This window comes from Sphingomonas hylomeconis, from assembly GCF_025370105.1.
In the GTDB taxonomy this organism is placed as follows: domain Bacteria; phylum Pseudomonadota; class Alphaproteobacteria; order Sphingomonadales; family Sphingomonadaceae; genus Sphingomonas; species Sphingomonas hylomeconis.
The window spans coordinates 453,862-479,786 of record NZ_JANQBK010000003.1 but is presented as its reverse complement, the minus strand read 5'-3'; the positions used below and the strand labels follow the sequence as shown (position 1 = coordinate 479,786).

General features: G+C 67.3%; 26 protein-coding genes. 14 read left to right on the top strand and 12 right to left on the bottom strand.

Annotated features, from left to right (window positions below):
* Positions 1 to 96 precede the first annotated feature (96 nt).
* The 4 genes from NV401_RS06030 to NV401_RS06015 are packed head-to-tail and all read right to left on the bottom strand — an operon-like array spanning position 97 to position 6,907.
* Positions 97 to 2,139 carry a tetratricopeptide repeat protein gene (locus tag NV401_RS06030; RefSeq protein WP_261293486.1) on the bottom strand — a complete coding sequence of 681 codons (2,043 nt, stop codon included), beginning with the start codon at positions 2,137 to 2,139 and terminating at the stop codon, positions 97 to 99.
* Entirely contained in the window at positions 2,132 to 3,478 is a 1,347-nt protein-coding gene (prsR, locus tag NV401_RS06025) for a PEP-CTERM-box response regulator transcription factor (protein WP_261293485.1), read from the bottom strand. Before prsR ends, NV401_RS06030 begins: the two co-directional genes overlap by 8 nt.
* On the bottom strand, positions 3,475 to 5,514 hold the full coding sequence (gene prsK, locus NV401_RS06020) for an XrtA/PEP-CTERM system histidine kinase PrsK (RefSeq protein ID WP_261293484.1): 2,040 nt from the start codon (positions 5,512 to 5,514) through the stop codon (positions 3,475 to 3,477). Before prsK ends, prsR begins: the two co-directional genes overlap by 4 nt.
* A gap of 4 nt (positions 5,515 to 5,518) precedes the next feature.
* Positions 5,519 to 6,907 carry a TIGR03013 family XrtA/PEP-CTERM system glycosyltransferase gene (locus NV401_RS06015; RefSeq protein WP_261293483.1) on the bottom strand — a complete coding sequence of 463 codons (1,389 nt, stop codon included), beginning with the start codon at positions 6,905 to 6,907 and terminating at the stop codon, positions 5,519 to 5,521.
* A gap of 161 nt (positions 6,908 to 7,068) precedes the next feature.
* Here NV401_RS06015 and NV401_RS06010 point away from each other — a divergent pair, with 161 nt between their 5' ends.
* The gene (locus tag NV401_RS06010; protein WP_261293482.1) at positions 7,069 to 8,121 is read left to right on the top strand and encodes a mannose-1-phosphate guanylyltransferase/mannose-6-phosphate isomerase; all 1,053 of its coding nucleotides are present in this window, start codon (positions 7,069 to 7,071) and stop codon (positions 8,119 to 8,121) included.
* Positions 8,122 to 8,153: 32 nt separating this feature from the next.
* Positions 8,154 to 8,729 carry an aspartyl/asparaginyl beta-hydroxylase domain-containing protein gene (locus NV401_RS06005; RefSeq protein WP_261293481.1) on the top strand — a complete coding sequence of 192 codons (576 nt, stop codon included), beginning with the start codon at positions 8,154 to 8,156 and terminating at the stop codon, positions 8,727 to 8,729.
* Positions 8,730 to 8,922: 193 nt separating this feature from the next.
* Here the strand turns inward: NV401_RS06005 and groL are convergent, their stop codons facing one another.
* Positions 8,923 to 10,569 carry a chaperonin GroEL gene (gene groL / locus NV401_RS06000; protein WP_261293480.1) on the bottom strand — a complete coding sequence of 549 codons (1,647 nt, stop codon included), beginning with the start codon at positions 10,567 to 10,569 and terminating at the stop codon, positions 8,923 to 8,925.
* Between the two features lie 82 nt (positions 10,570 to 10,651).
* Positions 10,652 to 10,939 carry a co-chaperone GroES gene (gene groES / locus NV401_RS05995; RefSeq protein WP_261293479.1) on the bottom strand — a complete coding sequence of 96 codons (288 nt, stop codon included), beginning with the start codon at positions 10,937 to 10,939 and terminating at the stop codon, positions 10,652 to 10,654.
* Between the two features lie 302 nt (positions 10,940 to 11,241).
* On the opposite strand from groES, the gene NV401_RS05990 reads away from it, so the two are divergent.
* On the top strand, positions 11,242 to 12,663 hold the full coding sequence (locus tag NV401_RS05990) for a hypothetical protein (RefSeq protein ID WP_261293478.1): 1,422 nt from the start codon (positions 11,242 to 11,244) through the stop codon (positions 12,661 to 12,663).
* 45 nt (positions 12,664 to 12,708) lie between these two features.
* On the opposite strand, the gene NV401_RS05985 is transcribed toward NV401_RS05990, so the two are convergent.
* On the bottom strand, positions 12,709 to 14,121 hold the full coding sequence (locus NV401_RS05985) for an MATE family efflux transporter (RefSeq protein ID WP_261293477.1): 1,413 nt from the start codon (positions 14,119 to 14,121) through the stop codon (positions 12,709 to 12,711).
* A 357-nt stretch (positions 14,122 to 14,478) separates the two neighbouring features.
* Between NV401_RS05985 and sppA the strand changes: the two genes are divergently transcribed.
* The 3 genes from sppA (at position 14,479) to NV401_RS05970 (ending at position 17,531) form a co-directional block, all read left to right on the top strand.
* Positions 14,479 to 16,374, top strand: a complete 1,896-nt coding sequence (gene sppA, locus NV401_RS05980; RefSeq protein WP_261293476.1) for a signal peptide peptidase SppA — start codon at positions 14,479 to 14,481, stop codon at positions 16,372 to 16,374.
* Positions 16,371 to 16,931, top strand: a complete 561-nt coding sequence (locus tag NV401_RS05975; RefSeq protein WP_261293475.1) for a GNAT family N-acetyltransferase — start codon at positions 16,371 to 16,373, stop codon at positions 16,929 to 16,931. The genes sppA and NV401_RS05975 overlap by 4 nt, the downstream gene beginning before the upstream one ends.
* Before the next feature lie 138 nt (positions 16,932 to 17,069).
* Positions 17,070 to 17,531 carry a DUF4126 family protein gene (locus NV401_RS05970; protein ID WP_261293474.1) on the top strand — a complete coding sequence of 154 codons (462 nt, stop codon included), beginning with the start codon at positions 17,070 to 17,072 and terminating at the stop codon, positions 17,529 to 17,531.
* Here the strand turns inward: NV401_RS05970 and NV401_RS05965 are convergent.
* On the bottom strand, positions 17,528 to 18,157 hold the full coding sequence (locus NV401_RS05965; protein WP_261293473.1) for a trimeric intracellular cation channel family protein: 630 nt from the start codon (positions 18,155 to 18,157) through the stop codon (positions 17,528 to 17,530). The genes NV401_RS05970 and NV401_RS05965 overlap by 4 nt on opposite strands.
* 927 nt (positions 18,158 to 19,084) lie before the next feature.
* Between NV401_RS05965 and NV401_RS05960 the strand changes: the two genes are divergently transcribed.
* Together NV401_RS05960 and NV401_RS05955 are read left to right on the top strand one after the other, a co-directional pair.
* Positions 19,085 to 19,396, top strand: a complete 312-nt coding sequence (locus tag NV401_RS05960) for a glycine zipper 2TM domain-containing protein (RefSeq protein ID WP_261293472.1) — start codon at positions 19,085 to 19,087, stop codon at positions 19,394 to 19,396.
* A 71-nt stretch (positions 19,397 to 19,467) separates the two neighbouring features.
* Positions 19,468 to 19,896 carry an OsmC family protein gene (locus tag NV401_RS05955; protein WP_261293471.1) on the top strand — a complete coding sequence of 143 codons (429 nt, stop codon included), beginning with the start codon at positions 19,468 to 19,470 and terminating at the stop codon, positions 19,894 to 19,896.
* An 86-nt stretch (positions 19,897 to 19,982) separates the two neighbouring features.
* Here the strand turns inward: NV401_RS05955 and NV401_RS05950 are convergent, their stop codons facing one another.
* Positions 19,983 to 20,204: a hypothetical protein gene (locus NV401_RS05950; RefSeq protein ID WP_261293470.1), complete on the bottom strand. Its 222-nt coding sequence runs from the start codon at positions 20,202 to 20,204 to the stop codon at positions 19,983 to 19,985.
* Between the two features lie 139 nt (positions 20,205 to 20,343).
* On the opposite strand from NV401_RS05950, the gene NV401_RS05945 reads away from it, so the two are divergent.
* From NV401_RS05945 to NV401_RS05920, 6 genes are all read left to right on the top strand, one after another.
* Positions 20,344 to 21,108, top strand: coding sequence for a hypothetical protein (locus NV401_RS05945; RefSeq protein WP_261293469.1), 765 nt, complete (start codon positions 20,344 to 20,346; stop codon positions 21,106 to 21,108).
* Between the two features lie 192 nt (positions 21,109 to 21,300).
* On the top strand, positions 21,301 to 21,678 hold the full coding sequence (gene crcB, locus NV401_RS05940; protein ID WP_261293588.1) for a fluoride efflux transporter CrcB: 378 nt from the start codon (positions 21,301 to 21,303) through the stop codon (positions 21,676 to 21,678).
* The gene (locus tag NV401_RS05935; RefSeq protein WP_261293468.1) at positions 21,675 to 22,880 is read left to right on the top strand and encodes an RluA family pseudouridine synthase; all 1,206 of its coding nucleotides are present in this window, start codon (positions 21,675 to 21,677) and stop codon (positions 22,878 to 22,880) included. The genes crcB and NV401_RS05935 overlap by 4 nt, the downstream gene beginning before the upstream one ends.
* Before the next feature lie 144 nt (positions 22,881 to 23,024).
* On the top strand, positions 23,025 to 23,681 hold the full coding sequence (locus NV401_RS05930) for an HAD-IA family hydrolase (protein ID WP_261293467.1): 657 nt from the start codon (positions 23,025 to 23,027) through the stop codon (positions 23,679 to 23,681).
* Between the two features lies 1 nt (position 23,682).
* Positions 23,683 to 23,901 (top strand): hypothetical protein, encoded by a 219-nt coding sequence (locus NV401_RS05925; RefSeq protein WP_261293466.1) that lies wholly within the window; start codon positions 23,683 to 23,685, stop codon positions 23,899 to 23,901.
* A gap of 4 nt (positions 23,902 to 23,905) precedes the next feature.
* Positions 23,906 to 24,589: an ATP12 family chaperone protein gene (locus NV401_RS05920; protein WP_261293465.1), complete on the top strand. Its 684-nt coding sequence runs from the start codon at positions 23,906 to 23,908 to the stop codon at positions 24,587 to 24,589.
* A gap of 120 nt (positions 24,590 to 24,709) precedes the next feature.
* On the opposite strand, the gene gmk is transcribed toward NV401_RS05920, so the two are convergent.
* From gmk to NV401_RS05905, 3 genes are all read right to left on the bottom strand, one after another.
* Entirely contained in the window at positions 24,710 to 25,312 is a 603-nt protein-coding gene (gene gmk, locus NV401_RS05915; RefSeq protein ID WP_261293464.1) for a guanylate kinase, read from the bottom strand.
* A gap of 150 nt (positions 25,313 to 25,462) precedes the next feature.
* Entirely contained in the window at positions 25,463 to 25,669 is a 207-nt protein-coding gene (locus NV401_RS05910; RefSeq protein WP_261293463.1) for a hypothetical protein, read from the bottom strand.
* The gene (locus NV401_RS05905) at positions 25,666 to 25,893 is read right to left on the bottom strand and encodes a hypothetical protein (protein WP_261293462.1); all 228 of its coding nucleotides are present in this window, start codon (positions 25,891 to 25,893) and stop codon (positions 25,666 to 25,668) included. The genes NV401_RS05910 and NV401_RS05905 overlap by 4 nt, the downstream gene beginning before the upstream one ends.
* Positions 25,894 to 25,925: the final 32 nt, after the last annotated feature.

The following is a 25,925-nucleotide window of genomic DNA, read 5'->3' as shown; positions in this document are numbered from 1 at the left end:
CCGGACTTGGTCCGGCATCCAACGCGCCTCGTCGGCGATCGCGCGTGGGGCATGTTGGATCCCGGACCAAGTCCGGGATGACGGCAATAGGGAAATTCACCCCAGCGTCTTCAGCACCGCTGCCGCCGCGTCGCGATCCTCGAACGTGGGATCGCCGAGCGCCGCCGCGATCTGCGTCCTGGCGTCCGACGCGCGGCCGAGATCGGTATAGATTTGCCCCAGATGCCAGCGCAGCATGGCATGCTCGGGTGCGATGCTCACGGCTTTCTCAAGCAATTGCGCCGCCTGCCCATTGGCGCCGGTTTGATACAATGCCCAGCCATAGGCGTCGGTCGTCGCGGGGTTGAGCGGGGCAATGCGATAGGCCGCCTTGGCGTAAGCCAGTCCTGTTGCCGCATCGTTATCGCCAAGATAGGCAAAGGCGAGTTCGGTGAGCAACGCGGCATCGCGATTTCCAACGCGACCACGCAACCCCTCCAGCGTTTCGATCGCCGCATCAAATTCGCCCGCGGCGATTTGCCAGTGCGCGGCAAGCCGCTGCGCAGCGATGCTTTGCGGGTTCTGCGACAGGAACAGCGCGAGGACATTGGCTGCCGCCGGGCGCTGGCCGGAGCGATCGAGCGCATCGACCGCGCGCAGCATCGTCGGCTCGTCGAAGCGGATATCGGCGGCGCGGCGATAGGCCTCGGCCGCCTCGGCATAACGCGCCGTCGCCGCGAACGTGTCGCCGAGCGCAAGATAGGCGGCCGGCGCCCCTGGCGCCAACCGGACCAGCGCCTGCGCCGCCACGAGCGCCTCGCCGGTATTCCCGGCGTCGACCAGCCCGCGCAGATATCCCACGCGGCGCGTGGGATCCGCGGGATCCTCATTGGCGAGATTGCCCAGCACCGCAGCGCTGTCGTCGATCCCGAACGGCGCCGATTTGTCCCGCGCAGGGAAGGCCGCGCGATCCAGGAACTTGCCGGCCCAGTCACGCTGGTTGGTGCGTTCGAAGGCGCGCGCGACCAGGGTCAGCGTATAGCTGTCGGCATCGCCGCGCAGCGCGATCGGCCGCAGCATGTCGAGCGCACCCGGTGCATCGCCCGACCGCAGCAACGCCGCGCCGAGCAAGCGCCGGGCGGTGATGTTCATCGGCTGGCGCCCGACCAGCTCACGCCACTTGGCGATCGCCTGTTCGTAACCGCCGGCCTGATAATCGAGCGTGCCCCCCAGCAGCAGCGCGCCGGGCAGACTGTCAAGCGCGCCGTTGGTCCGCTGCATCAACGTGCGCGACAGATCATATTGGCCGGCGCGGGCGGCGAGCACCGCCTGTAGATATAACGCCTGTGCGCTGTCCGGCCGCGTGGCGAGCGCGCGGCGCGTGGCCCCCAGCATGTCCGCATACCGCCCGACATCGCCAAGCGTGGCGGCATATTCGATCAGCGCCGGATGATAGTAATAATCCTTCTTCAACGCCGCCTCGAACCACGGCAATGCGGCAATCAGGCCATATTGCCCCCGCACCAGTTCACCGCGCAGCGTGAGCGCCTCGAGATTGGCGGGATCCAGCGCGATCGCCTTGACCGCGGCCTGGATCGCCCCGGCGATGTCGCCGGTCTGGTAGCGCACGCGGCCGAGATCGGACCAGGCGAAGCTATTGTCGGGTGAGGCGGCGAGCACCGCGGCGAGCGCCTTTTGCGCGGCGGGCAGATCGCCGTCCGCCGCCAGCGCGCGCGCGCCGACGCGCACCGCATAGCCGGCAAATTTCGGCGGCGCCTTGGCGGCTTCGCTCAGCGCGCGCTTGGTATCGCCCTGCAACAGGAAGGCGTGGGCATAGAGCTGATGCGCGCGCGCCACATCGAAGCCGGCGGCCCGGGCACGATCGAGCTCCGCCTCGGCAGGCACACCATCGCCAAGCGCGAGATAGGTCCGCGCGAGCACCGCGTGTGCCAGCCCCCAGCCGTTGTCAGCCTTTACCGCGTCCAGGGCATTGTTGCGCGCGGCGCTGATGTTGCCGATCTCGAACGCAGCGAGGCTTTTGGCGAGCGACAGCTTGGCACCATTGGCATCGGCACGCGCCGGCGTTCCGCTCAACGATGCCAGCGCGATCGCCATGCCGATAGCAATGCTCGCGGCACCGATGAGGAAAGGCTTACGCATGGAGATCATAGCTCTTCAAAAGGTCGTACAGCGTCGGTCGGCTTACCCCTAACAGCTTAGCAGTATTGGAAATGTTACCATCGGCGCGGGCAAGAGCGTGGCGGATCGCCTTGCGATCCGCCGTCTCGCGGATCGCGCGCAGGTTGAGCGGGATCTCCTCCCCCTCGGCAAGATCGAGATCGGCCGCGGTGACCAATTTGCCCTCCGCCATGATTACTGCGCGCTTCATGCGATTTTCGAGCTCGCGGACGTTACCAGGCCAAGCCCAAGCATCGATCGCGGCGCGGGCATCGGGCGACAGGCCGGTGACCGCCGACTGCATCGTCTTGGCGTATTTTTTGAGGAAGTGTTGCGCGAGCAGCCCGGCGTCGCCGGAGCGCTCGGCCAGCGAAGGAATGCGCACGACGATCTCGGCCAGACGGTAATAAAGATCCTCGCGAAACGTGCCGGCCACGACCATCGCATCGACGTCCTGATGCGTCGCGCAGACGATACGCGTATCGACCGCAATCGCCTTGCGCCCGCCGATCCGCTCGATCGTCCGCTCCTGCAGGAACCGGAGCAGCTTGACCTGCAGCGGCAGCGGGATGTCGCCGACTTCATCGAGAAACAGCGTGCCGCCATGCGCCTGCTCGATCTTGCCTTCTGTGGTCTTGACCGCACCGGTGAACGCGCCCTTTTCATGGCCGAACAACTCGCTTTCGAGCAAGGTTTCGGGGATCGCGGCGCAATTGATCGCGACGAACGCGCCTTTCGCACGAGGGCTCGAATCGTGCACCCCGCGGGCAAGCAACTCCTTGCCCGTGCCGCTCGCGCCGAGCAGCATCACCGAGACGTCGGCATGTGCGACGCGCTCGATCGTGCGCGTCACCTTGAGCATCTCCGGCGCGGCGGTGATCATGCCGCCCAGCGCCGGCCCGGCCTGCGCGGCGGACAGGCGGCGGTTCTCCGCCTCCAGCGCATGGACATGGAACGCGCGCGCGACGATCAGGCCGAGCTGATCGATATCGATGGGCTTGGCGTAGAAATCCCAGGCGCCATCGGCGATCGCTTTGAGCGCGCTATCTCGCGCCCCGTGTCCAGACGCGACGATCACCTTGGTATCGGGCTTCAGCCGCAAGATTTCGTGCAGCGTGGCGAAACCCTCGCTGGTGCCGTCCGGATCCGGCGGAAGGCCGAGATCGAGCGTGACGACAGCGGGCTCTTCGGCACGGATGGCCGCGAGTGCGGTCGCACGGTCGGACGCAACAACGACGTCATAGCCCTCATACGCCCAGCGCAACTGGCGTTGCAGGCCGAGATCGTCCTCGACGATGAGCAATTTGGGTTTGGCGGTCATGCGGCCTGTTCCAGTTGATGCGGGCGGGCCGGCGCGAGATCGACGCGGAAGGTGCTGCCCTCGCCCTCGCGGCTGGTGACCGACACCGCGCCGCCCATTGCCTCGGCGAGCTGACGGGCCTCGAACGCGCCGATTCCGAAGCCGCCCGGCTTGGACGAGACGAACGGCTTGAACAGCCGATCGCGGACGAAGGCGGGCGACATGCCACTGCCGGTATCGATGACCGCGATGCTCGGGCGCCCGGCCTGATCGGACAGCAGCAAGGTGACCGGCGCGTCTTGGGGGCTGGCGTCGATGGCGTTCTGCAGCAGATGGACGAGCAGTTGTTCGAGCCGAGCGGGATCGACCAATGCGGGCGGCGCGGCGCCGCGCACCAGCACCGGATGCGTCACGCGCCGCGCAACGCCCGCGGCGAGCGGCAGCAGGTCGGTGGCGCGCATCTCCTCGGCGCGGCCGCTGTGATGCTGCGACAGGCGCGCGAGCAGAGCGTTCATCCGCCCCGCCGACTCCTGCAGCGTGGCGATCATGTCGGCGCGATAATCGGGATTGTCGGCGTGCCGCTCGGCGTTGCGTGCCGTGAGCGTCAGCTGACTGACCAGATTCTTGATATCGTGCAGGATGAAGGCGAAGCGGCGGTTGAATTCGTCGAAACGGGCGCTTTCGGCGAGCGCTTCCTGCGCGTGTGCCTCGGCAAGGTAGCTCGCCGCCTGGCGGCCGACGATGCGCAGCAGATCGAAATCCTCCCAGTCGAGCGCACGATCGACCGGCGGCCGGGCCAGCAGGATCGCCCCCTGCAGCCGATCGAGATGGATCAGCGGGACGATCGCCCAAGCGGTGGGATCGTCGAGCATCCAGCGCGGCACGCCAATGCCGGCACCGGGCTCGCTTGCCGTACGAAGCGCATCGAGCTCGACGATCCGGCCGCTCGCGCCAAGCTGGTGAAGCTGCGCTTCGTCCGCCGCATCGAGCGGCAGGCCTGCGCGATCCCAGTTCCACGCCGCGCCGATCGCCAGCGATGCGCCTTCCGGTACCAGCAGCAGCCCGCCCGGCGAATCAGTTAGATCGGCCACAGCCTTGACGACGCGTTCGTCGAGCGCGACCGCGCCCTCGGCCTTGCCCAGCGTGTCGGTGAAGCGGATCCACTCCCCGCGATAATCGTAACGATGGCTGAACAGGTGCTTGGCGAGCTTCACCTTGGTCCAGGCCTTGAGCCAGGGGGAGGAAACAAGCGTGAAGATCGCTGCCGTCGATCCAAACACGACGGCGGTCTGCGCGATGCGGGCATGTTCGCCGATCCCGGCGATTGCGCTGGTCGCCAGCACCATCGTCAGCAGGTACATCACCACCGCGGCGAGCGACAGCGACTGCCAGGCCACCGAGCGCGACAGGCGCAAGGTCCAATCGCCGTTGCGCAACACCGCCACCGCAAAAAGCGGCGCGAGCAGCGCCATGGCAATGCCGCGTACCGCGATCAGATGGATCACCCATCCCTGGCTGGCATAGCTGATCGCATAGACGATCAGATCCATCCCCCACATCGCGGCGAGCGCGATGACGAGCAGGCGAATGCCGCCCCGCGCTACGGGCGCTACCGCGGTATAGAGATGCTGAACAAGGACGAGCGCGCTGACGGCAACCATCATGCGCAGCACGATTCGCGCGTTGACGAATACCGGCGCGTCTTCCGGCCGCAACGCGCCGAGCACGATCACGCCGATCCCGGCGAGCAGGATCAGCACGACCACGGCATAGACCGCCGCGATCACGCCGGCATAGGGCACGACCCGTTCGCGGCGCAGCAGCGCATACATGAAGGCGAGCCAGCCGAGATTGCGGATGCTCTCGGCAACGCGCGCGGTGACATCGCGCGCATCGATCCCCGCCACCGCCAGGGCCCATAAGGCCGTGGCGACCAGCGCGACGACGAAGGTCAGGCGCGGCAGCGCGGTGCTCGCGTCGCGCAACTGCGACAAGGCGATCATGCAGAACAGCAAGGCGGCAAGCGCATGGCCCCAGAGCGTGACGGTCAGCGCCATGCGATCACCGCGCCCCTTCCGGCCACAGCACGACGCGGATCGTCTGCAGCAGGATCAGCAGGTCGAGAAACGGCGAATAGTTCTTGGCATAATACAGATCATATTCGAGCTTCTGGCGGCTATCCTCGATCGACGCGCCATAGGGATAGTTGATCTGCGCCCAGCCGGTGATGCCGGGCTTCACCATATGCCGTTCGGCGTAATAATTGAGCTGCTGCTCGAGATCCTCGACGAATTGCGGCCGTTCCGGGCGGGGACCGACGAAACTCATCTCGCCTTTCAGCACGCTCCACGTCTGCGGCAGTTCGTCGATCCGGCATTTGCGGATGATGCGGCCGATGCGCGTGATGCGCGGATCGTTCTTTTCCGCCCAGATCGCCTGGCCGCCGCTCTCGGCATCGGTGCGCATCGAGCGAAGCTTGATACAATCGAAGCCGACGCCGTACAGCCCGACGCGGCGCTGACGATAGAAAGCCGGCCCCCGACTTTCCAGCTTGATGGCGATCGCGGTGAGCAGGATCACGGGCAACGTCACGGTAAGCAAGGCGGCGCTGACGACGATATCGAACAGGCGCTTGAACACGCTCGACAGCATGCGGCCGCTGGAGAAACCGTCGGAGAAGATCAGCCAGCTCGGATTGACGCTCTGCAGATCGACACGGCCGGTTTCGCGTTCGAGGAAGCTGGAAATCTCGTTCACATGCACGCCGGTGGTCTTGATGCGCAGCAGATCCTTGAGCGGCAAGGCGTTGCGGCGTTCCTCCAGCGCGAGCACCACTTCGCTGGCGTTGAGCAATACGACGTGGTCGGCCAGATTGTAGATCGCGTCGCGCGCGATCGCCTCGGGCAGGACGCGCGCCGGCTCGCTCATCGAAACATAGCCGACCACCACGAACCCCGCGCCCGGCGTCTGCGCCAGCGCCTTCAGCCGCGCGGCACGCGCCCCCGCACCGAGCACGACGACGCGGCGCTTGAACGCCTGGCCGCCAAGCATCTTGCCGAGCAGCAACCGCAGCGCCAGCAGCAGAACGGCGGCCGTGCCCATCGAATAGAGCAGGTTGGAGCGCCAGAACGTGATCGCCGGGAACAGGAAATACACGACGCTGAGGAAGATCACGCCCAGCGACACCGCGACCAGGATACGCGCGGTGGCATAGCGCACCGATTGCAGCGAATTGGCGCCATAGACGCCGACCGCGACCATCGCCAGTTCGAGCGCGAGCGCGAACGACGCCAGCTGCGGAATGCGCGTGTGCATCGGCTCGACCTGCATGTCGATCTGATGCGCGCGATAGACCCAGCCGAACTCCGCCGCGGCGATCAGCAGGACGACATCGAACAGGCCGAGCAGCAGCACGGCATGTGGCACATAATGCTTGAACAGCCTGATCATCGACACGGTCCCGGGCGTGCCGGTGTAAACTTTTCCGACACGCGCAACCGGCTGTCGCAGAAATTGACGAACAAACATTAAACGCTTGGGATCGCGTTTGACCACGGGCAGTTTCGTAACGGCGCGCTCCCGCCTACAGGGGGTGCCATAGGAGTTTGTATATGCCGCTTTCCCGACCGATCGTTCCCGTCATTCTTTCCGGTGGATCGGGCACGCGGTTGTGGCCGATGTCGCGGCCCGAGCGGCCCAAGCAGATGCTGGCGCTGACCGCCGAGGAGACGATGCTGCAGTTGACCGCGACGCGTGCGGTGGGCGAGCATTTCGCCGCGCCCATCGTCGTCGCCAACGCGGCGCACGCCGACATGATCGATACGCAGCTGGGCGCGGTCGAGGCGAGCGCGGCGGCGATCATCCTCGAGCCGGCCGGGCGCAACACCGCGCCGGCGATCGCGCTCGCGGCGATCGCCGCCGGCGGCGGCGCCAAAGCGCTGCTGGTGATGCCGTCGGATCACGTGATCGGCGACGTAGCCGCCTTCCATGCCGCGATCCACGCCGCCTTGCCGCTGGTCGCCGACGGCTGGCTGGTGACGTTCGGTATCGCGCCGGACGGGCCCGAAACCGGCTATGGCTATATCCAAGTCGGTGAGGAAATCGCCCCGGGTGTCAACCGCGTCGCCCGCTTCGTCGAAAAGCCACCGCTCGACAAGGCGAAAGCCATGCTGGCGTCGGGCGATCATGCCTGGAACGGCGGCATCTTCTTGTTCCGCGCCGACGCCTATCTCGACGCACTGGCGGCTTTCGCGCCCGACATGCTGGCCGCGTGCCGCAAGGCGATGGATGGCGCGCGCTACGACGGCCGCCGCGTGTTTCCGGATGCCGACGCCTTCGCCGCCTCGCCATCGGATTCGATCGACTATGCGGTGATGGAAAAGGCCGATCGCGTCGCAGTGGTGCCGGTCAGCATGGGCTGGAGCGATCTCGGCAGCTGGGACGCGCTCTACACGCTCGGCGCGGACGCGGACGGCAATGCGCATAAGGGCGACGTGGTGGCGATCGACACGGTCAATTGCCTGGTGCGCAGCGACGGCGTGCGCATCGCGATGCTTGGCGTCGAGGACCTGATCGTGGTGGCGAGCGGCAACGACGTGCTGATCCTGCCGCGCGGCCGCAGCCAGGAAGTGAAGCGATTGCTGGCGGCGATGCAGGATGGCTGACCCCGCCGTCCGGCGCGGCTAGGATCGCGATCGTGCAGCAGCGCGCCCTTCCGGACCGCGTAAAGCTGCCGTTCGCGTTCGATCCCGCGTCGCTGGTGCGGGACCTGCAGACGCTGCAGGGCGGCGACTGGACGCCGCATTTCGTGCCGCAGAATTTCGCCGGCGACTGGAGCGTGATCCCGTTGCGCGCCTGTGCCGGCGAAACGCATCCGATCCGCCTGATCTACAGCGATCCCGCCGCGACCGCGTGGGTCGATACGCCGCAACTCGCCCGTGCGCCGTACCTCCGCCAGGTATTGGCGGCGTTCCGGTGCCCGTTGCGCACCGCACGGCTGATGCGGCTGACGCCCGGATCGGTGATCCACGCCCATCGCGACGACGACCTGCAGGCCGAAAGCGGGGTGGCGCGGATCCATGTGCCGGTGACGACCAATCCCGACGTGACCTTCCTGCTCAACGACCGGCGGGTCGAGATGGCGCCGGGCGAGGCCTGGTATCTGCGGCTGGCGGACAGCCATGCGGTGCGCAACGACGGGGCGAGCGACCGCGTGCATCTCGTGCTGGATGCGACGGTGAACGACTGGCTGGCGGGCATGCTGCGGGCATGAAAAGACCGGCCGGGATTGCGCCCGGCCGGCCTGTTCTTGCTCCAGCGCTGGTGGCTGGTCGGCGTGGATCCCTGGCCGGGCCTTAGCAAAGCCGCGGCTCTGCGTCGGACGGGACTGACGGCGTTGCCGCCAGCCCGCCGGCCGGATCGGAACGAGGCCTGCGCCAAGCGGGCTCAGCGCAGGCCGTTCTCGATCAGAAGTCCATGCCGCCCATGCCGCCCATGCCGCCGCCGCCGCCCATCGGCATTGCCGGCTTGTCTTCCGGCAGCTCCGAGATCGCCGCTTCGGTGGTGATCAGCAGGCCGGCGACCGAGGCCGCATCCTGCAGCGCCGTGCGGACGACCTTGGTCGGATCGATCACGCCGGCTTCGACCAGGTTCTCGTAGACGTCGGTCTGCGCGTTGAAGCCCAGGTTCGCGTCGCCGCCCTCGAGCAGCTTGCCCGAAATCACCGCACCGTCATGACCGGCATTCTGCGCGATCTGGCGGACCGGCGCATAGAGCGCCTTGCGGACGATATCGATGCCGCGGGTCTGGTCGTCGTTCGCGCCCTTCATGCCTTCGAGGCACTTGGTTGCGTACAGCAGCGCGGTACCGCCGCCGGGGACGATGCCTTCTTCGACCGCTGCGCGGGTTGCGTGCAGCGCGTCGTCGACGCGATCCTTGCGCTCCTTGACTTCCACTTCGGTCGACCCGCCGACCTTGATCACTGCGACACCGCCGGCGAGCTTGGCCAGACGCTCCTGCAGCTTTTCCTTGTCGTAGTCGCTCGTCGTGTTCTCGATCTGCTGACGGATCGCATCGGTGCGGCCCTTGATCGACTCGTGATCACCAGCACCATCGACGATGGTGGTGTTGTCCTTGTCGATCGTGACGCGCTTGGCGGTGCCGAGCATGCCGAGCGTGACCGACTCGAGCTTGATGCCGAGGTCTTCCGAGATCATCTCGCCCTTGGTCAGGATCGCGATGTCTTCCAGCATCGCCTTGCGACGATCGCCGAAGCCCGGTGCCTTGACCGCTGCGACCTTGAGGCCGCCGCGCAGCTTGTTGACGACGAGCGTGGCGAGTGCCTCACCCTCGATGTCCTCGGCGATGATCAGCAGCGGGCGACCCGACTGGACGACGGCTTCCAGGATCGGGAGCATCGCCTGCAGGTTGCTGAGCTTCTTCTCGTGGATCAGGATGTACGGATCCTGCAGCTCGACCGACATCTTCTCGGGGTTGGTGACGAAATACGGCGAGAGATAGCCGCGATCGAACTGCATGCCTTCGACGACGTCGAGCTCGAATTCGAGACCCTTGGCTTCCTCGACGGTGATCACGCCTTCCTTGCCGACGCGCTCCATCGCCTCAGCGATCTTCTCGCCGACGACGGTGTCGCCATTGGCCGAGATGATGCCGACCTGGGCAACTTCCTTGGAGCCGGCAACCGGCTTCGAGCGCGCCTTGATGTCCTCGACGACCTTGACCACGGCGAGATCGATGCCGCGCTTCAGATCCATCGGGTTCATGCCGGCCGAGACCGACTTCATGCCTTCGCGGACGATCGCCTGCGCCAGAACGGTCGCGGTGGTCGTGCCGTCGCCGGCAATGTCGTTGGTCTTCGAGGCGACTTCGCGCAGCATCTGCGCGCCCATGTTCTCGAACTTGTCCTTAAGCTCGATTTCCTTGGCGACGGTGACGCCGTCCTTGGTGATGCGCGGGGCACCATAGCTCTTGTCGATCACGACGTTGCGGCCCTTCGGCCCCAGCGTGACCTTCACCGCGTCGGCGAGGATATCCACGCCGCGCAGAATGCGCTCGCGTGCGTCACGCGAAAATTTTACGTCCTTGGCTGCCATGTGGCTGAACCTTTCTTATGTCAAAAGTCACGAAAGTCGCACGCTCCACGCGCGTGTGCGCGGAAGAATGCGGGACGGGAAATCAGCCGACGATCCCGAGGATGTCGGATTCCTTCATGATCAGCAGGTCTTCACCGTCGATCTTGACCTCGGTGCCCGACCATTTGCCGAACAGGATCTTGTCGCCGGCCTTGACCTCGAGCGGGTGAATCTCACCGGCTTCGTTGCGGGCGCCGGTGCCGACGGAGACGACTTCGCCTTCCTGCGGCTTTTCCTTGGCGGTCTCGGGAATGATGATCCCGCCGGCGGTCTTCTCTTCTGCCTCTACGCGGCGGACGAGGACGCGGTCATGCAACGGACGAAAGCTCATGCGTGCCAATCCTTCTTTGGTTGAATACGTGAATGCTTGTTAGCACTCACCCGGGGTGAGTGCCAGCACGACGCATATGTGCTTTGGACCCGCAAACGTCAACCTCTCGGCGGCCCAATCACCCACCCTGCTTTCCCAAATGCGCGCTAAAAGCAGGGACGCTGACGAACCGTCACGACCATGGTTCGGGGTCAAGAATGTGACGCCGATATGCAAAGACGGCGACAAGTGCTTGTCATCAGTTGAAATACGCTTGCGCGACACATGACCGCATGGAACTAAGACCATTCGGGGGAGAAATCATGGTGAGCGTCGCGACGATCCGGAGGACCAGTGCCTCGCCACTGGCAATCGGTGTTCTCCTGTTTACAGCATCCTGTGGTGGTGGTGACGGCTCGACGCCGACGCCGACCCCGACCAATCGCGCGCCGGTTTTCACGTCGGCCACCACCGCCTCCGTCATCGAGAATAGCACCGGCACGGCCTACACGCCTGCGGCTACCGATGCCGACAACGATACCGTGACGATCACCATCTCTGGCGGCGCTGACGCGGCCGCCTTCACGATGACAGGCGGCACGCTGGCATTTGCTTCGCCGCCCAATTTCGATCGTCCCACGGACATGAATACCGACAATAGCTACGACGTGACGCTGGCCGCGACCGATGGCAAAGGCGGTACGGCCGCGCTGAACTTGAGCATCAAGATCAGCAACGATCACGAAGGCGTGAACCTGACGCGCGTCGCCAGTGGGTTCGGGACCGATGCAGTGATCGCGCCGCGCACCCGAACAAGCGGGCTTCTGATCGTATCGCAGGACGGCACCGTGCGTACGGTCGAGGCCGTTACCGGCGCGATAGGCAATGCCGGCAACGTGTTTTCAAGCGGCGAAACCGGCCGCGTCCTCGCGGTCACCTACAGCAATGGCTATGGCGTCGCGATGCTCGACATTGCCGGCCGCGGTGTCATCGTCCGATCGGTTCTCCTGCCCGATTCACCCCAACAATATACGGTCGAGCAAACGCTCGCAGCGCCGTCCACCTCATCGCCACGCGGCGCTTTTTTTGTCGGCGGAGACGGTTTCGTGTTCGCTGCGCTTGGCGATCCGGCCGGCGACCTCGCGCAAGAAGCGGGTTCGGGCTATGGCAAATTCTTCCGCATTCAGGTCGATCCCTACTGCGGCGCCTCCCTGTTCACCTATTGCGTCGGCGCGGAACGCTTCGGCGACGGAGTACATGCCCCTGCAGGCGGCGGCGGCTTTCAGGGCCTCAGCTTCTTGCTGGATCGAGGAACCGACCAACAGGAAGAGATCAGTTATTTCAATCAGAATGCCCGACCGATCGATTTCGGCTGGCCGTATCGCGAAGGCACGTACGAACGCGTCGCCAATCCGCCGCCCGCCATCATCGGACCATCGCTCACTTACAGCCATGGCGACGGCTTTTTCGCCGGCAAAGGCCTGACAGGCGGCGCACTTTATACGGGCTCGATCGCGAGCCTCGCAAACAAGGTCCTGGTGACGGACGAGGGAGGCAAAATCTTCGCCTTTCCCGCGTCGTTCCTGTCCGACGGCGTCCTTCATCGCGCCAATGAGATGGAAAACCGCACCGCCGATTTCGCCCCGACCACAGGCGCCATCGGGCGGCCAATAGCCGTGATCCGCGATTATGCCGGGCGGTTGTTCATACTCGACGGGGATGGCGAACTTTACGGCGCCTCGTAAGCACGACCTAGCGCCTTCATCGTCCGTATTTCAGCGAGACCGCCCTTAGCGGGAGAGGGTTGGCAGCAGGCCGAGCCGCGCGCGCATTGCCCAGCGCCACACCAGCAGCGCCGAGACGACCGCCAGCCCGGCCGCCAGACCGAGCCAGATGCCCACGCCCTGCCAGTCGAGCCCGAAGCCGAGCCAGATCGCGGTGCCGAAGCCGACCACCCAATAGCCGAACGCGGCGATGACCATCGGCATGCGCGTGTCCTGCAGCCCGCGCAGCACGCCGGCGGCGACCGTCTGCCCGCCGTCGAACAGCTGGAACAGAGCGGCGATGACGAGATATTGCAGCGCCAGCGCGACCATGGCGGCGTTCTTCGGCGCATCGACATCGACATACAGGCTGATGAACAACCGCGGGAAGGCCCAGAGCAGCGACGCGGTGAGCACCATGAAGCCGATCCCGACGCCGAGCGCGACCCAGCCGGCGCGGGCGATCCAGCGCACGTCGCCCGCGCCATAGGCCATGCCGACGCGGATCGTGGCCGCCTGCGCGACGCCGAACGGCACCTGGAAGGCGATCGCCGCAATCTGCAAAGCGATGGCGTGCGCGCCGACCTCGCCCACGCCGATCAGCCCCATCAGCAGCCCGGCGGCGCTGAACAACGCGCCTTCCAGCGTGAAGATCAGCGCGATCGGCACGCCCAATTTGACGATCTCGCGGAAGCGGCTCCATTCGGTGCGCCACCAATTGCCGAACAGGCGGTAGCGGCGAATCTTCGGATCGAACACCAGGATCGCGGCATAAGCGAGCAGCATCGCGACGCTGGTTATCACGCTGGAGATCGCCGAGCCGGTGAGCCCCAAAGCGGGGAAGCCGAGATTGCCGAACACCAGCAGCCAATTGCCGACGAGATTGACCGCCAGCGCGAACGCGGTGATCGCCGTCGCCCAGCCCGGCCGGCCCAGCGCCGCGGCGGTGACGCGCATCGCGCTGCTCGCCACCGCGGGGATCATCGCCAGCAGCAGGATGCGCAGGAAATGCCCGGCCTGCGCCGCGACGACCGGATCCTGTTCGGCCAGCAACAACAGCCGTTCGCCCTGCGACAGCAACAGGATGAACGGCAGGCAGGCGACCACCGACAACCACATCGCCATGCGGAACGAGCGCCGCACCTGCCGCACGGCATGACGCCTGGCGCCGAGCTCCGCGGCGATCACCGGCGCGCACGCGCCGACCAGCCCGACCAGCGCCCACATCGTGACGGAATAGAGATAGACGCCAAGCGTCGCCGCGGCGAGCTCGACCGCACCCAGCCGCGCGACGAAGATCACGTCGATCGCATAGACCGCCATCTGCAGCAGATTGGCGGCGGCGAGCGGCGTGGCGAGGAGCAGCAGCGCACGCAATTCCCCCCGCGCGGTGGCGGGCGGCGGGCCGGTCAGGGCGGGCGTGGCGAGCGGGTGATCCATGGGTGGCGGGTGTCTAGCGGGGGATGCGGGATTCGTCACGTGCGGCGACGCGCCCTCCCCCCACTTCCGTCATCCTGAACTTGATTCAGGATCCATCGCGCAACAGGCTCCGGCGCTGACGGTGCGCGCCCCCCTGGGGCCTATGGCACGGTGGCCGCGCACCACGGCCGTTCGGGCATGCGGCACGATGGATCCTGAAACGAGTTCAGGATGACGGCGGGTGTGAGGGAGTGCGTTCAGGATGACGGCGGGTGTGAGCCACAAGCCCCTACAAGGCGTATTGCCCGAACCACACACGGCACGGTAAGGCTCGCAGCGACAAGCAGCCCCCCGCGGCGGCTGCGGAGGAGACTGTCTGTGAAACTCGTTCGGGGCGCGTGGAAGATTCTCGTCGGCATCAAGGACGCGCTCGTCCTCGCCGCCATGCTGCTGTTCTTCGGGATGCTGTTTGCCGTCCTCGCCGCGCGGCCGAGCCCGACGACGATCAAGGACGGCGCGCTGGTGCTCGATCTCAAGGGCCAGATCGTCGAGCAGCCGAGCGAGGTCGATCCGTTCGCGTCGCTGGGCGGCCGCGCGCCGGTGCGCGAATACCGGCTGCGCGACGTGGTGCGCCTGCTGGACAAGGCGCGCACCGATGATCGCGTCAAGGTGGTGGTGCTCGATCTCGGCAGCTTCGCCGGCGGCTATCCCGCCGCGCTGACCGAAGTGGCCGACGCGATCCGCGCGGTGCGCGACGGCGCCGATGGCAAGGGCGGCAAGCCGGTGCTGGCCTATGCCACCGCCTATACCGACAGCGGCTATCGCCTCGCCGCCAATGCCAGCGAGATCTGGATGAACCCGATGGGCGGCACGCTGTTCACCGGGCCGGGCGGGTCGCAACTCTATTACAAGGGCCTGATCGACCGGCTGGGCGTCAACGCGCACATCTACCGCGTCGGCAAGTACAAGTCGTTCGTCGAACCCTATACCCGCGCCGACCAGTCGCCCGAGGCAAAGCAGGCGGCCGGCGCACTGCAAAGCGTGATCTTCGACCAGTGGAAGGCGCAGATCGCCAAGGCACGGCCGAAAGCCCAGTTCCAGCCGATGCTCGATGCGCCCGACGCGGTGATCGCGGGTGCCGGGGGCGACATCGCCAAGGCCAATCTGCAGGCAGGCATCGTCGACAAGCTCGCCGAGCGGATCGATTTCGACAAGCGCGTCGGCCAGCTGGCGGGCACCGATGCCAAGAAACCGGCGGGCAATTTCAACACGATCAACTATGACGCCTATCTTGCCGCCAACCCGCTGCGCAGCAGCGGCGACCAGATCGGCGTGCTGACCGTCGCGGGCGACATCACGGACGGCAAGGCCGGGCCGGGCAGCGCGGGCGGCGACACGATCTCCAAGGCGTTGCTCGACGGGCTGGCCAAGAAGAACCTGAAGGCACTGGTCGTGCGGATCGATTCGCCGGGCGGCTCGGCGCTTGCCTCGGAGAAGATCCGCACCGCGATCCTCGAGGCCAAGGCGCGGAAACTGCCGGTGGTCATCTCGATGGGCTCGCTGGCCGCTTCCGGTGGCTATTGGGTGGCGACGGCGGGCGACACGATCTTCGCCGAGCCGACCACGATCACCGGATCGATCGGCATTTTCGGGATCATCCCGACGTTCGAGAACACGCTGGCCAAGATCGGCGTGACCAGCGACGGCGTGAAATCCACCCCGCTGTCGGGCCAGCCCGACGTGCTCGGCGGCACCAATGCCGAGACCGACCGGCTGCTGCAATCGGCGATCGAACATGGCTATGCGCAGTTCATCGGCCGCGTCGCCAAGGCGCGCAAGATGACGCCCGAGCGCGTCAACGAGATCGCGCAGGGCCGGGTCTGGGATGGCGGCACGGCACGGCAGCTGGGGCTGGTCGACCGGTTCGGCACGCTCGACGACGCGATCGCCGAGGCGGCCAAGCGCGCCGGGCTGAAGGCCGATGCGGTGCAGGCCGTGTATCTCGAAAAGGAGCCGGGCTGGCTGGGCAAGCTCGCCACGCAGTTCCGCGGCGGCGGCGACGACGAGGACGATGCCGACGGCGACGTATTCGCGCGGATCGGCGCCGACCACAAGGCGATCCTGGCGCGTGCGCTGGGCGACATGCAGCGGCTGACGCGGTCGTCGTCGATCCAGGCCAAGTGCCTCGAATGCGTCGGAATGGGCCCGGTGGCGGCGCCTGCGGCGAGCGACCTGCGGCTGATCGACCTGCTGTTCGCGAAGTTCGCCTCGTGATCGCGATCCGCCCCGCCCGCCCCGAGGACGCCGCCGCGATCGCCGCCATCTATGCGCCGTTCGTGCTCACCGGCACCGTCTCGTTCGAGACCGAGGCGCCCGATGCGCGGCAGATGCGCGCGCGGATGGCGGCATCCGACGGCCTGTATCCGTGGATCGTCGCGACCAATGGCGATGAAGACGGTGGCGTGCTGGCCTATGCCTATGCCGGCAAGTTCCGCGACCGGCCGGCGTACAAATATGTCGTCGAAACCTCGATCTACGTCACCGGCACGGTCGAGCGGCAGGGCGTCGGGCGGCTGCTGTACGAGGCGCTGATCGACACGCTACGCGCGCAAGGCTTCACCCAGGCGATCGGCGTGCTGGCACTGCCCAACGAGGCCTCGATCGGGCTGCACGAGGCGACCGGCTTCCGGCGCCAGGGCGTGTACCGCGAGGTCGGCTACAAGAACGGGCGCTGGATCGATGTCGGCTTCTGGCAGTGCCAGCTCAACCGTTCGACCACGCCGCCGACCGAGCCCAAGCCGTTCAGCGAAGTGGGGCTGGTGCGGGTCTAGCCGCCGACGCACGCGGCGGGCGGTCCGCTGATCGTCTCCGCGGACCTGGCCCCGGGTGACGGCCGGGCGGATGGACCAGCCGCGACGGACCCAAGCTGCCGCCGCGGGGTTATAGCCGCAACTATAGCGGAGAAGTTCATGCTTGCGTCTATCCTGATGGGGCTGGTCGGTGGCCAGCGCGCGATGACGCCGCTGGCGGCGGTGGCGATCGCCGCGGCGCGGGACGAATTGCCCGCGGACAACAGCGCGCCCAAGCTGCTCGGCCATCCGATCGTGGCGGCCGGCGCGCTGACGCTGGCGGTGGCCGAGATGGCCGGCGACAAGCAGAAGACGGCGCCGGACCGGATCGTGCTGGTCGGGCTGGCGGCGCGGTTCGTGACCTCGGCGATCGCCGGGGCGGCATTGGTGCCGCGGCGGCAGCGCTGGCTGGGCGCGGCGGCGGGCGGCGTGACCGCGGTGATCGCCTCCTATCCCGGCTGGCGCGCGCGGATGGCGGCGATCCCCGATTACGGACAGACGCCGACCGGGTTCGTCGAGGATGCGGCAGTGATCGCCGGCGCGGCCGCGATCGTGCGCGGACAGCGGCCGGCGACCGCCTAACGCCGACCGCGATAGGCCGGGAGACCGAGCCGGTAGTGAATCGCCGCGGCGCGGAGCGCGAAGCCGCTCGCCGCTGAGATGACCGCGGCGGGCGCGGGCGGCAGGCCGAGCAAGGTCAGCGCGACGTAGAGCAAAGAGGCGAGCGCGGCGGCCGTGACGTACAGTTCCGGGCGCATCAGGATCGAGGGTTCGCCGGCCAGCACGTCGCGGATGATGCCGCCGACACAGCCCGTGACCACGCCCATCACGAACGCCGGGACTGGCGGCACGCCGTAGTTGAGCGCCTTGGCCGCGCCGAACACGGCATAGGCGGCAAGGCCGATCGCATCGAACCAATCGAGCGCGGCGCCCTTCCACCAGCGCTCCGGCGTTGCCCAGATCGTGAAGGCGACGATCAGGCAGACCGCCGCCGGGCGGCTGTCATGGATCCAGAAGACCGGCGCGCCGATCAGCAGATCGCGCATCGTGCCGCCGCCGACGCCGGTGACCAGCGCGAAGAAAGCGAGCGTCACCATCGTCTGCGCGCGCTTCGCCGCGGCGAGCGCGCCCGAGGCGGCGAACACGGCGAGCCCGGCGAGATCGAACCAGGGGGCGAAGTCAGGGATGACCTGGGGGACGGGCAGCATGGCGGGGGCTTAGCGCAGGATCGCGCGGGGGCGAAGGATGCTCACCACCAACCTTCACTTTAGCGCTTCCCCGGCCAAGGCTGGGGTGCAGGCGAGGAACAGCGGTTGGCGAGCGTTGCGCTCCGTTCCATCTACCTTCGCTACCGGGCCCCGGCCTTCGCCGGGGACAGCGCTACCACAAGCGTACCTATTGCGCGGCCACCCAAACAGAAAAGGGGCCGGCATTGCTGCCGACCCCTCTGTCGCCGCGGCTGCGGGCCATCGCCTGGGCCTTCCCGGAGGAACGCCGTCCACGTCGGCCGCATGGTGGCGGCACGCCTGGTGGCTGCCGCGAACGGCCGACACCAAGTGTTCGGTCATCGCGGGCGGATCGATGCGCCTTGCGGCGTTCGGCACCCGTCCCGTGATGGCCAGCCCGCCCGGCCGGTTTCCCGACGCGTGCGTGCGTCCGGCCGCCTGCCCGCCCGATCCGTCCGGCGATCCCGGGGGATCCCCTGCGTCATCCGGCAATGCTGCGACCGCGCCCCTCCCGCCCGAAGGCGTGAAAGACGTCTGGACTGCCTGCCCCCTGCTTCCGGTCGCGCAGCGCTGTCGCGTGGCGCCCGGCGCACCGGCCTGGCCGTCCGCCGCCCCGTCGACCGGCATCCCTTGCGGGCGCCGCGTGTCAGGTTCGGCATAAGTCGCTGATGTTCCACCCGTTTCCGGCTTTCTCACCTGCTTCCTACAGGTGTGAAGGTGTCACCGAACGGCGCGCACGCCAATGGCAAAATGCATCGCCCGACCTGTGAATAACGTGGAAAGCGTGGAGAAATACCGGCGCTTGCGGGACCTGAACGTGGCGCAACGACAAGTTGTATTACGTTCATGCAACGAAACCTAGAAAGCCCGCGTTCTGCAATCACCAGTTTCAAGACAAGGGAATTTATCATGCGTTCTTTCGTACTCGCCCTCACCGCCGTGTCGCTTGCCATCCCGGCGACGATGGCGTTCCCGACCAGCCAGGCCGAGGCGCGCGCAAAGTATCGCGAATGGCGCGGCAAGGACGGCCGGACCTATTGCAAGAAAAGCAATGGCACGACCGGCCTGATCGTCGGCGGCGTCGGCGGGGCACTGCTCGGCCGCACGATCGACACGCGCGGCGACCGTACGGTCGGCACGCTCGGTGGCGCGGCATTGGGCGCGCTGGCCGGTCGCGAGATCGATCGCACCAACAGCAACAACAAGCGGCGTTGCCGCTAAGCGGTCGCAACACCATCTAAACGGGGCGTGGGCGCAAGCCTGCGCCCCTTTTACCATCTGGAGACTTCGCGATGACGACACGCACCGCTTCGGCGACCTATCAAGGCCTGGGCAAGGACGGCAAGGGCAGCGTCTCGACCCAGTCGGGCGTGCTGTCCGACACGCCCTACGCGTTCAACACGCGCTTCGGTGACGAGCCGGGCACCAACCCGGAAGAGCTGATCGCGGCGGCGCATGCCAGCTGCTTCACGATGGCGCTGAGCTTCGCGCTGGCGGCCAAGGGGTTCACTGACGGCACGCTGGAGACCAGCGCCAAGGTGACGCTCGACAAGGATGGCGATGGCTTCAAGATCACCAAATCGGCGCTCGACCTGAAGGCGACGGTGGCCGGGATCGATGTGGCGCAGTTCGAAGAGATCGCCGCCGACGCCAAGGCCAATTGCCCGGTGTCCAAGCTGTTCAACGCGGAAGTCACGCTGACCCACACGCTCAACGCCTGAGCGCGCGGGCCCGGCGCCCGACCGCGATCGCAGACGAAGCCCGGCGCGCAATCGCCGGGCTTTTTCGTGCCCGGCCGTTCAGAGGATCAGAGCAGGCCGCCGCCGAGCGACAGGCGCAGCGCGCAGATGATGATCAGCAGGATGTTCAGGTTGCGCCCCGACTTGCTCGACGACAGCGCGCCGAGCGCGGCACCGACGATGCCGAGCGGGATGATGAACCAGTTGAGCCAGCCGAGCAGCGGCACGAAGCCGACCACGGCGAAGAGCAGGACGACGAGGCCGATCAGGATCGAGAGGATGTTCAACATGCCGCCAACATGGCGGCACAAGGCGTTTTATGCAAGTAGCACGCTTGGCAGCGTGATTGCCGCCGGCGGGCCCCGCACCCGGCAAACGCGATCTTAACCGGTTTCGGGCATCGTCGGCGGCGTGATGATGGAGTTGTCGATGGTTCGTTATGCGCCTTGGGGTCTTGCCCTTATCCTGCCGATTGCGCTGACGGCGTGCGGGCCGCAGCCGGATGCGCGCAATCTCGATACGCTCGACAATGAGCTGATCGACGGCAATGCCACCGGCAACGTGCGCGATCCGGCGCTGATGAGCGCGCTGCAGGACCAGATCATGGTCGATCCGACGCTCGCCGCGCAGGCCAATCGCGACGCCATCCGCCCGCCGGCGCAACCTTATTCCGGCGCGGTGCCGCCGGACGGCATCGCCGCGGGCCGCAACGGCGGCGCGATCGGCGGCGCGACCACCTCCGAGACGCTCAAGCCGACGCCGGCGCCGGGCGCAAACTGCCCCGGCTGCACGGCGGCGCGCGAATCGCTGACGCTGGGCGCGCTGGCGGCACGGCAGAAGGATGGTGCCGCCTGCGCGGCCAAGGTGCGCTATTCGTCGCGCTGGGCGCAGCGCCTGCCGGCCGACCTGCCGCTCTATCCCGATGCGCGCGTCTCGGAAGCCGCCGGCAATGACGAGGGCGGCTGTTCGCTGCGCGCGGTGAGCTTCGCCACGTCCGCGCCGCTGCAGAAGGTGCTCGATTATTATTATACCAGGACGACCAACGCCGGCTATGCGGCCGAGCATCAGGCGGATGGCGGCGAGCATGTGCTGGGCGGCACGCGCAAGCGCGACGATGCGGCGTTCGCGGTGTTCCTGACCAGCCGCGGCGATGGCGGGACGGACGTGGATATCGTGGCGAACAAGGGGTCGTAAGCGGCTTCGCTACCTCTTGGTTACCACCCCGGCGGACGCCGGGGCCCAGTCGCGATGGCCGCGCTAACGTCTCGCAGCGCCCGCCAACTTCTGTTTCCCGACTGGGCCCCGGCGTTCGCCGGGGTGGTGGTAGGGAAGGTAGTGCCAATGAGGCAGTTCTATTTCGGCGCCATTCGCGCTAGTGCGGCGCGCATGTATTCCCTGTTTCTCGTTATGGCCGGCGGCGCAGTCGGTGCCGGCGCGCGTTTTCTGACCGGGCGGGCGACCACCGCCGCGTTCGGGCCGGGCTTTCCCTGGGGCACGCTGGCGGTGAACCTGCTCGGCGGGCTGCTGATGGGCGTGCTGGTCGGCATGCTCGCGCGCGCGACTGCGTCGCAGGAAAACTGGCGGCTGCTGCTCGGCGTCGGCGTGCTCGGCGGGTTCACCACCTTCTCCGCCTTCTCGCTCGACACGGTAACGATGCTGCAGCGTGGCGATCTGGGCCTTGCGGCCCTCTATATTCTGGTTTCGGTGATCGGGTCGGTCGCCGCTCTGTTCGCCGGCCTGCAACTGACAAGGGCTGTCGCATGAGCGATTCCGATTTCCGCACCTTCAATGTCGGCTTCGACGATGACGGGATCCGGCTGGATCGCTGGTTCAAGCGTCATCTGCCGGATACCAGCTTCACCACCGTCGCGATGTGGGCGCGCAGCGGGCAGCTGCGCGTCGATGGCGCGCGCAGCACGCCGGGCGACCGGATCGTCGCCGGCCAGCAGATCCGCGTGCCGCCGGAGGAAGCTGCCCGCCCCGACATGCCCGGCGCGCCCAAGAAGCGCGACCGGCCCGAGCTGAGCCCGGAGCAGACCAAGTTCATCCAGGAACTGGTGATCCACCGCGACAAGCAGGGCATCGTGCTCAACAAGCCGCCGGGCCTGGCAACGCAGGGCGGGACCAAGACGATCGAGCATGTCGATGCCTTGCTCGACGGCATCCAGTTCGACGGCGAAAGCCGGCCGAAGCTGGTCCACCGGCTCGACAAGGACACGTCGGGCGTGCTGCTGATCGCGCGCACGACGCGCGCGGCGGGCTATTTCGCCAAGGCCTTCTCGTCGCGCACCGCCAAGAAGATCTATTGGGCGCTGATCGTCGGCGTGCCCTCGATCGAGGACGGCACGATCGACCTGCCGATCGGCAAGCAGCCGGGCAGCGGCGGCGAGAAGATGCATGTCGACGAAGCGGAAGGCTCCCCTGCCCGCACGCGCTACCGCGTGATCGAGCGCGCCGGCAACAATACCGCCTGGGTCGAGCTGATCCCGCATACCGGGCGGACGCACCAGTTGCGCGTGCATATGGCGGCGATCGGCCATCCGATCGTCGGCGATGGCAAATATGGCGGCCAGGCGGCGTTCCTGACCGGCGGCATCTCGCGGAAAATGCATCTGCACGCGCGGCGGCTGCGCATCGATCATCCCGATGGCGGCGAGATCGACGTGCAGGCCGAACTGCCGACGCATTTCGCCGAGAGCCTCAAGCATCTCGGCTTCGACGAGATGCTCGGCAACATGATGCCGCTCGACACGCCCCCGCCGCCCTCCAAGGCGGTGAAGAAGCAGCAGGCCAAGCAGCACGCCAAGAACGTGCGCAAGGATCGCAAGGGCGAGCGGCGCAACCGCGGCACCGAAGCGGCGGCGCGGCCGGGGGCGAAGCCGCCGCTCAAGGCGAAACCCAAGCCCAAACCGAAGACGCCCGGGGCGAAGCCTGCCCCCAAGTCCCGGCCGCGGACGCAATATTGATGCGCGACAGGGGGCACCACCCCGGCGGACGCCGGGGCCCAGGGGCGGAACGGCTGAGATCGTGCGTTGCGCGTCGTTACGGCAACCTTCGCGACTGGGCCCCGGCGTTCGCCGGGGTGGTCGGCGGTTCATGAGGTGGGCGCCATGAACAAGCTCGCCCTGTTCGATTGCGACGGCACGTTGGTCGATAGCCAGGCGAACATCTGCCAGGCGATGGAGACGGCGTTCGCGCTGCATGGGCTGGCGCCGCCGGTGCGACCGGCGATCCGGCGGATCGTGGGGCTGAGCCTGGTTGAGGCGATGCGCGGGCTGCTGCCCGATGCCGAGGAGGCGCAGCACCACGCGCTGGCCGAGGATTACAAGGCCGCGTTCCGCCGCATGCGCGAGAGCGGCACGATGACCGACGAGCCGCTGTTCGACGGCATGATCGCGGCGCTCGATGCGCTGGCGGCGGACGGCTGGCTGTTCGGCGTGGCGACGGGCAAGTCCGATCGCGGTCTGGCGCACGTGCTCGACGTGCACAATATCACCGCGCGCTTCGTGACGCTGCAGACCGCCGACCGCCACCCGTCCAAGCCGCACCCGTCGATGATCGAGACGGCGATGGCCGAGGCCGGCGCGGTGCCGGCGACGACGGTGATGATCGGCGATACGAGCTACGACATGCTGATGGCGCGGGCCGCGGGCGCGCGGGCGCTGGGCGTCGCCTGGGGCTATCATCCGGCCGACGAACTGCGCGCAGCGGGCGCGCATGCCGTGGCCGAGGACGTCGCCGATCTGCCCGCGCAGATGGAGCCGTGAGATGAGCGAGCCGGACCAGGCGCGGAACCGCTATTTCCTGATGACCGGCAGCCGGCTGCTCGGCGTGGCCGGCGCGTTGCTCGGGCTGGTGCTGATCGGGCGCGCGGTGGCGATGGAGCAGAAGCTGATCGGGCTGGCGCTGGTGCTGGCGGCGATGCTGTTCATCGCGGTGGTGCCGCGCGCGCTGGCGCGCCGCTGGCGCACCCCGCCCGAGGCGTGACGGCATGAAACGATTCTGGAGCGCGGTCGGCGTGGATGCCGCGGGGGTGGTGACGCTCGACGGCCGGCCGGTGCGCACGCCGGGGCGCCTGCCGCTGGCGATTCCCTATCCCGCGCTGGCCGAGGCGGTGGCGGACGAATGGCGCGCGGTAGAAGGGGAGATCGATCCGCGCACGATGCCGCTGACAGGCCTGGCCAATGCCGCGATCGAGCGTGTGCCGCAGGATCAGGCGCGCTTCGCCGCCACGCTGGCGCGGTTCGGCGAGACCGATCTGCTGTGCTACCGCGCCGACGCGCCGCCGGCCTTGGTCGCGCGCCAGGCCGAATTATGGGATCCGCTGCTCGCCTGGGCGCGGCGCCGCTATGACGTGCATGTCGAGGTGATCGCCGGGGTGATGCACCGCGCGCAGCCGGCGGCGACGATCGCGCGGCTGAGCGACGCGATCGCGGCGCGATCGGCATGGGAGCTGGCCGGCCTGTCGCCGGTGGTGACGATCGGCGGATCGCTGGTCGCCGGGCTGGCCCTACTCGAGCGCGCGGTGGATGCCGAGACGGCGTGGCGCGCGGTCGAGGCGGACGAGGACTGGCAGACCGAGCAATGGGGCCGCGACGAGGTGTCGCTGGCGGCGCTGGAGGCGCGGCGGCGAGACTTTTTCGGCGGGGCGGGGTTTCTGGCGCTGCTGGGCTAGGGGCGGACGCCCTTCCCCGCTGCCGTCATCCTGAACTTGATTCAGGATCCATTTCGCCGCTCGGGCGATCGAACGTGAGGCGCGATGGATCCTGACGTTCGTCAGGATGACGGGGGTGAATTAGCGCAGCAGCTTACGGATGAAGCCGATGATGCCGGTCTGGCGCGAGCGTTTCAGCCGTTCCGCAGCGAGGATCGTCTTGACGCAGTCGAAGCAGGTTTCGACATCGTCGTTGACCAGCACGTAATCATAGCCATCCCAATGGCTGACTTCGTTCGCGGCGCGATCCATGCGCGCGTTGATCACCTCGATCGAATCGGTGCGGCGGCCGATCAGCCGGTCGCGCAGGATCGGCATCGACGGCGGCAGGATGAACACGCGGACCACGTCGCCACCGGCCAGCTGGTGCAATTGCTGCGCGCCCTGCCAGTCGATGTCGAACAGGATGTCGTGCCCTTGTTCGAGCGCGTGCCACACCTGTGCCTTCGGCGTGCCGTAGCGATGATCGAAGACATGCGCCCATTCGAGAAATTCGTGGTTCGCGACCATCGCGCGAAACGTCTCGAGATCGGTGAAATGGTAGTGCACGCCGTCTACCTCGCCGGGGCGGATCGGACGCGTCGTATAGGAGACCGAGACCTGCAGCTCGGGATTGGATTCGAGCAATTTGCCGGCGATCGTCGACTTGCCCGCGCCCGACGGCGAGGACAGCACGAACATCATGCCGCGGCGCTTGAAGCCGTGGGGGTCGTCAGCGTTTTGGGGCGTTTCGGGCGTCGGCATGCGCGCTAGTGGCGTGGCGACGCCCGCCGCGTCAAGTCGCGGCAGGAGAATCGTGCGCGCCGGACGCCTTGCGCCCGGCCCGCGCCTGCCTCAGATGGACGTACCACGCTTCGCGTTGCGGCGCCGATCATAGGCCTTTTTCGCGACATAGGCGCCGCCGAGCGCCATGCCGAGCGGCCCCATGCGACTCAGCACGCGGCTGGCGACCAGCCCGATCGCCGCGCCCTTGACGCCGCCGCTGCCGTCACGGCGATCGATTTCACGCCCGACCAATGCACCGATAATACCGCGAATCATGCTCGTTCTCCGTCTGTGTTGTCGCTGCCAAATACGGCTGTCTTGAGTTCCGCCGCGCCGCGCAGCACGGCCCAGCCGACCGCGTAGGTGACGACCAGCGGGAGCGTGATCTTGAGCACGTTGGCGACGATCGCGCCCTTGATCGCGCCATCCGCCGCACCGTCGTCGCCGCTCATCGAATCGATCGCGCCACCGATCAGCGCGCCTATCGTCGTTGCACCCACGTCACGTCTCCCTGGTTCGAGGGCATAAAGCG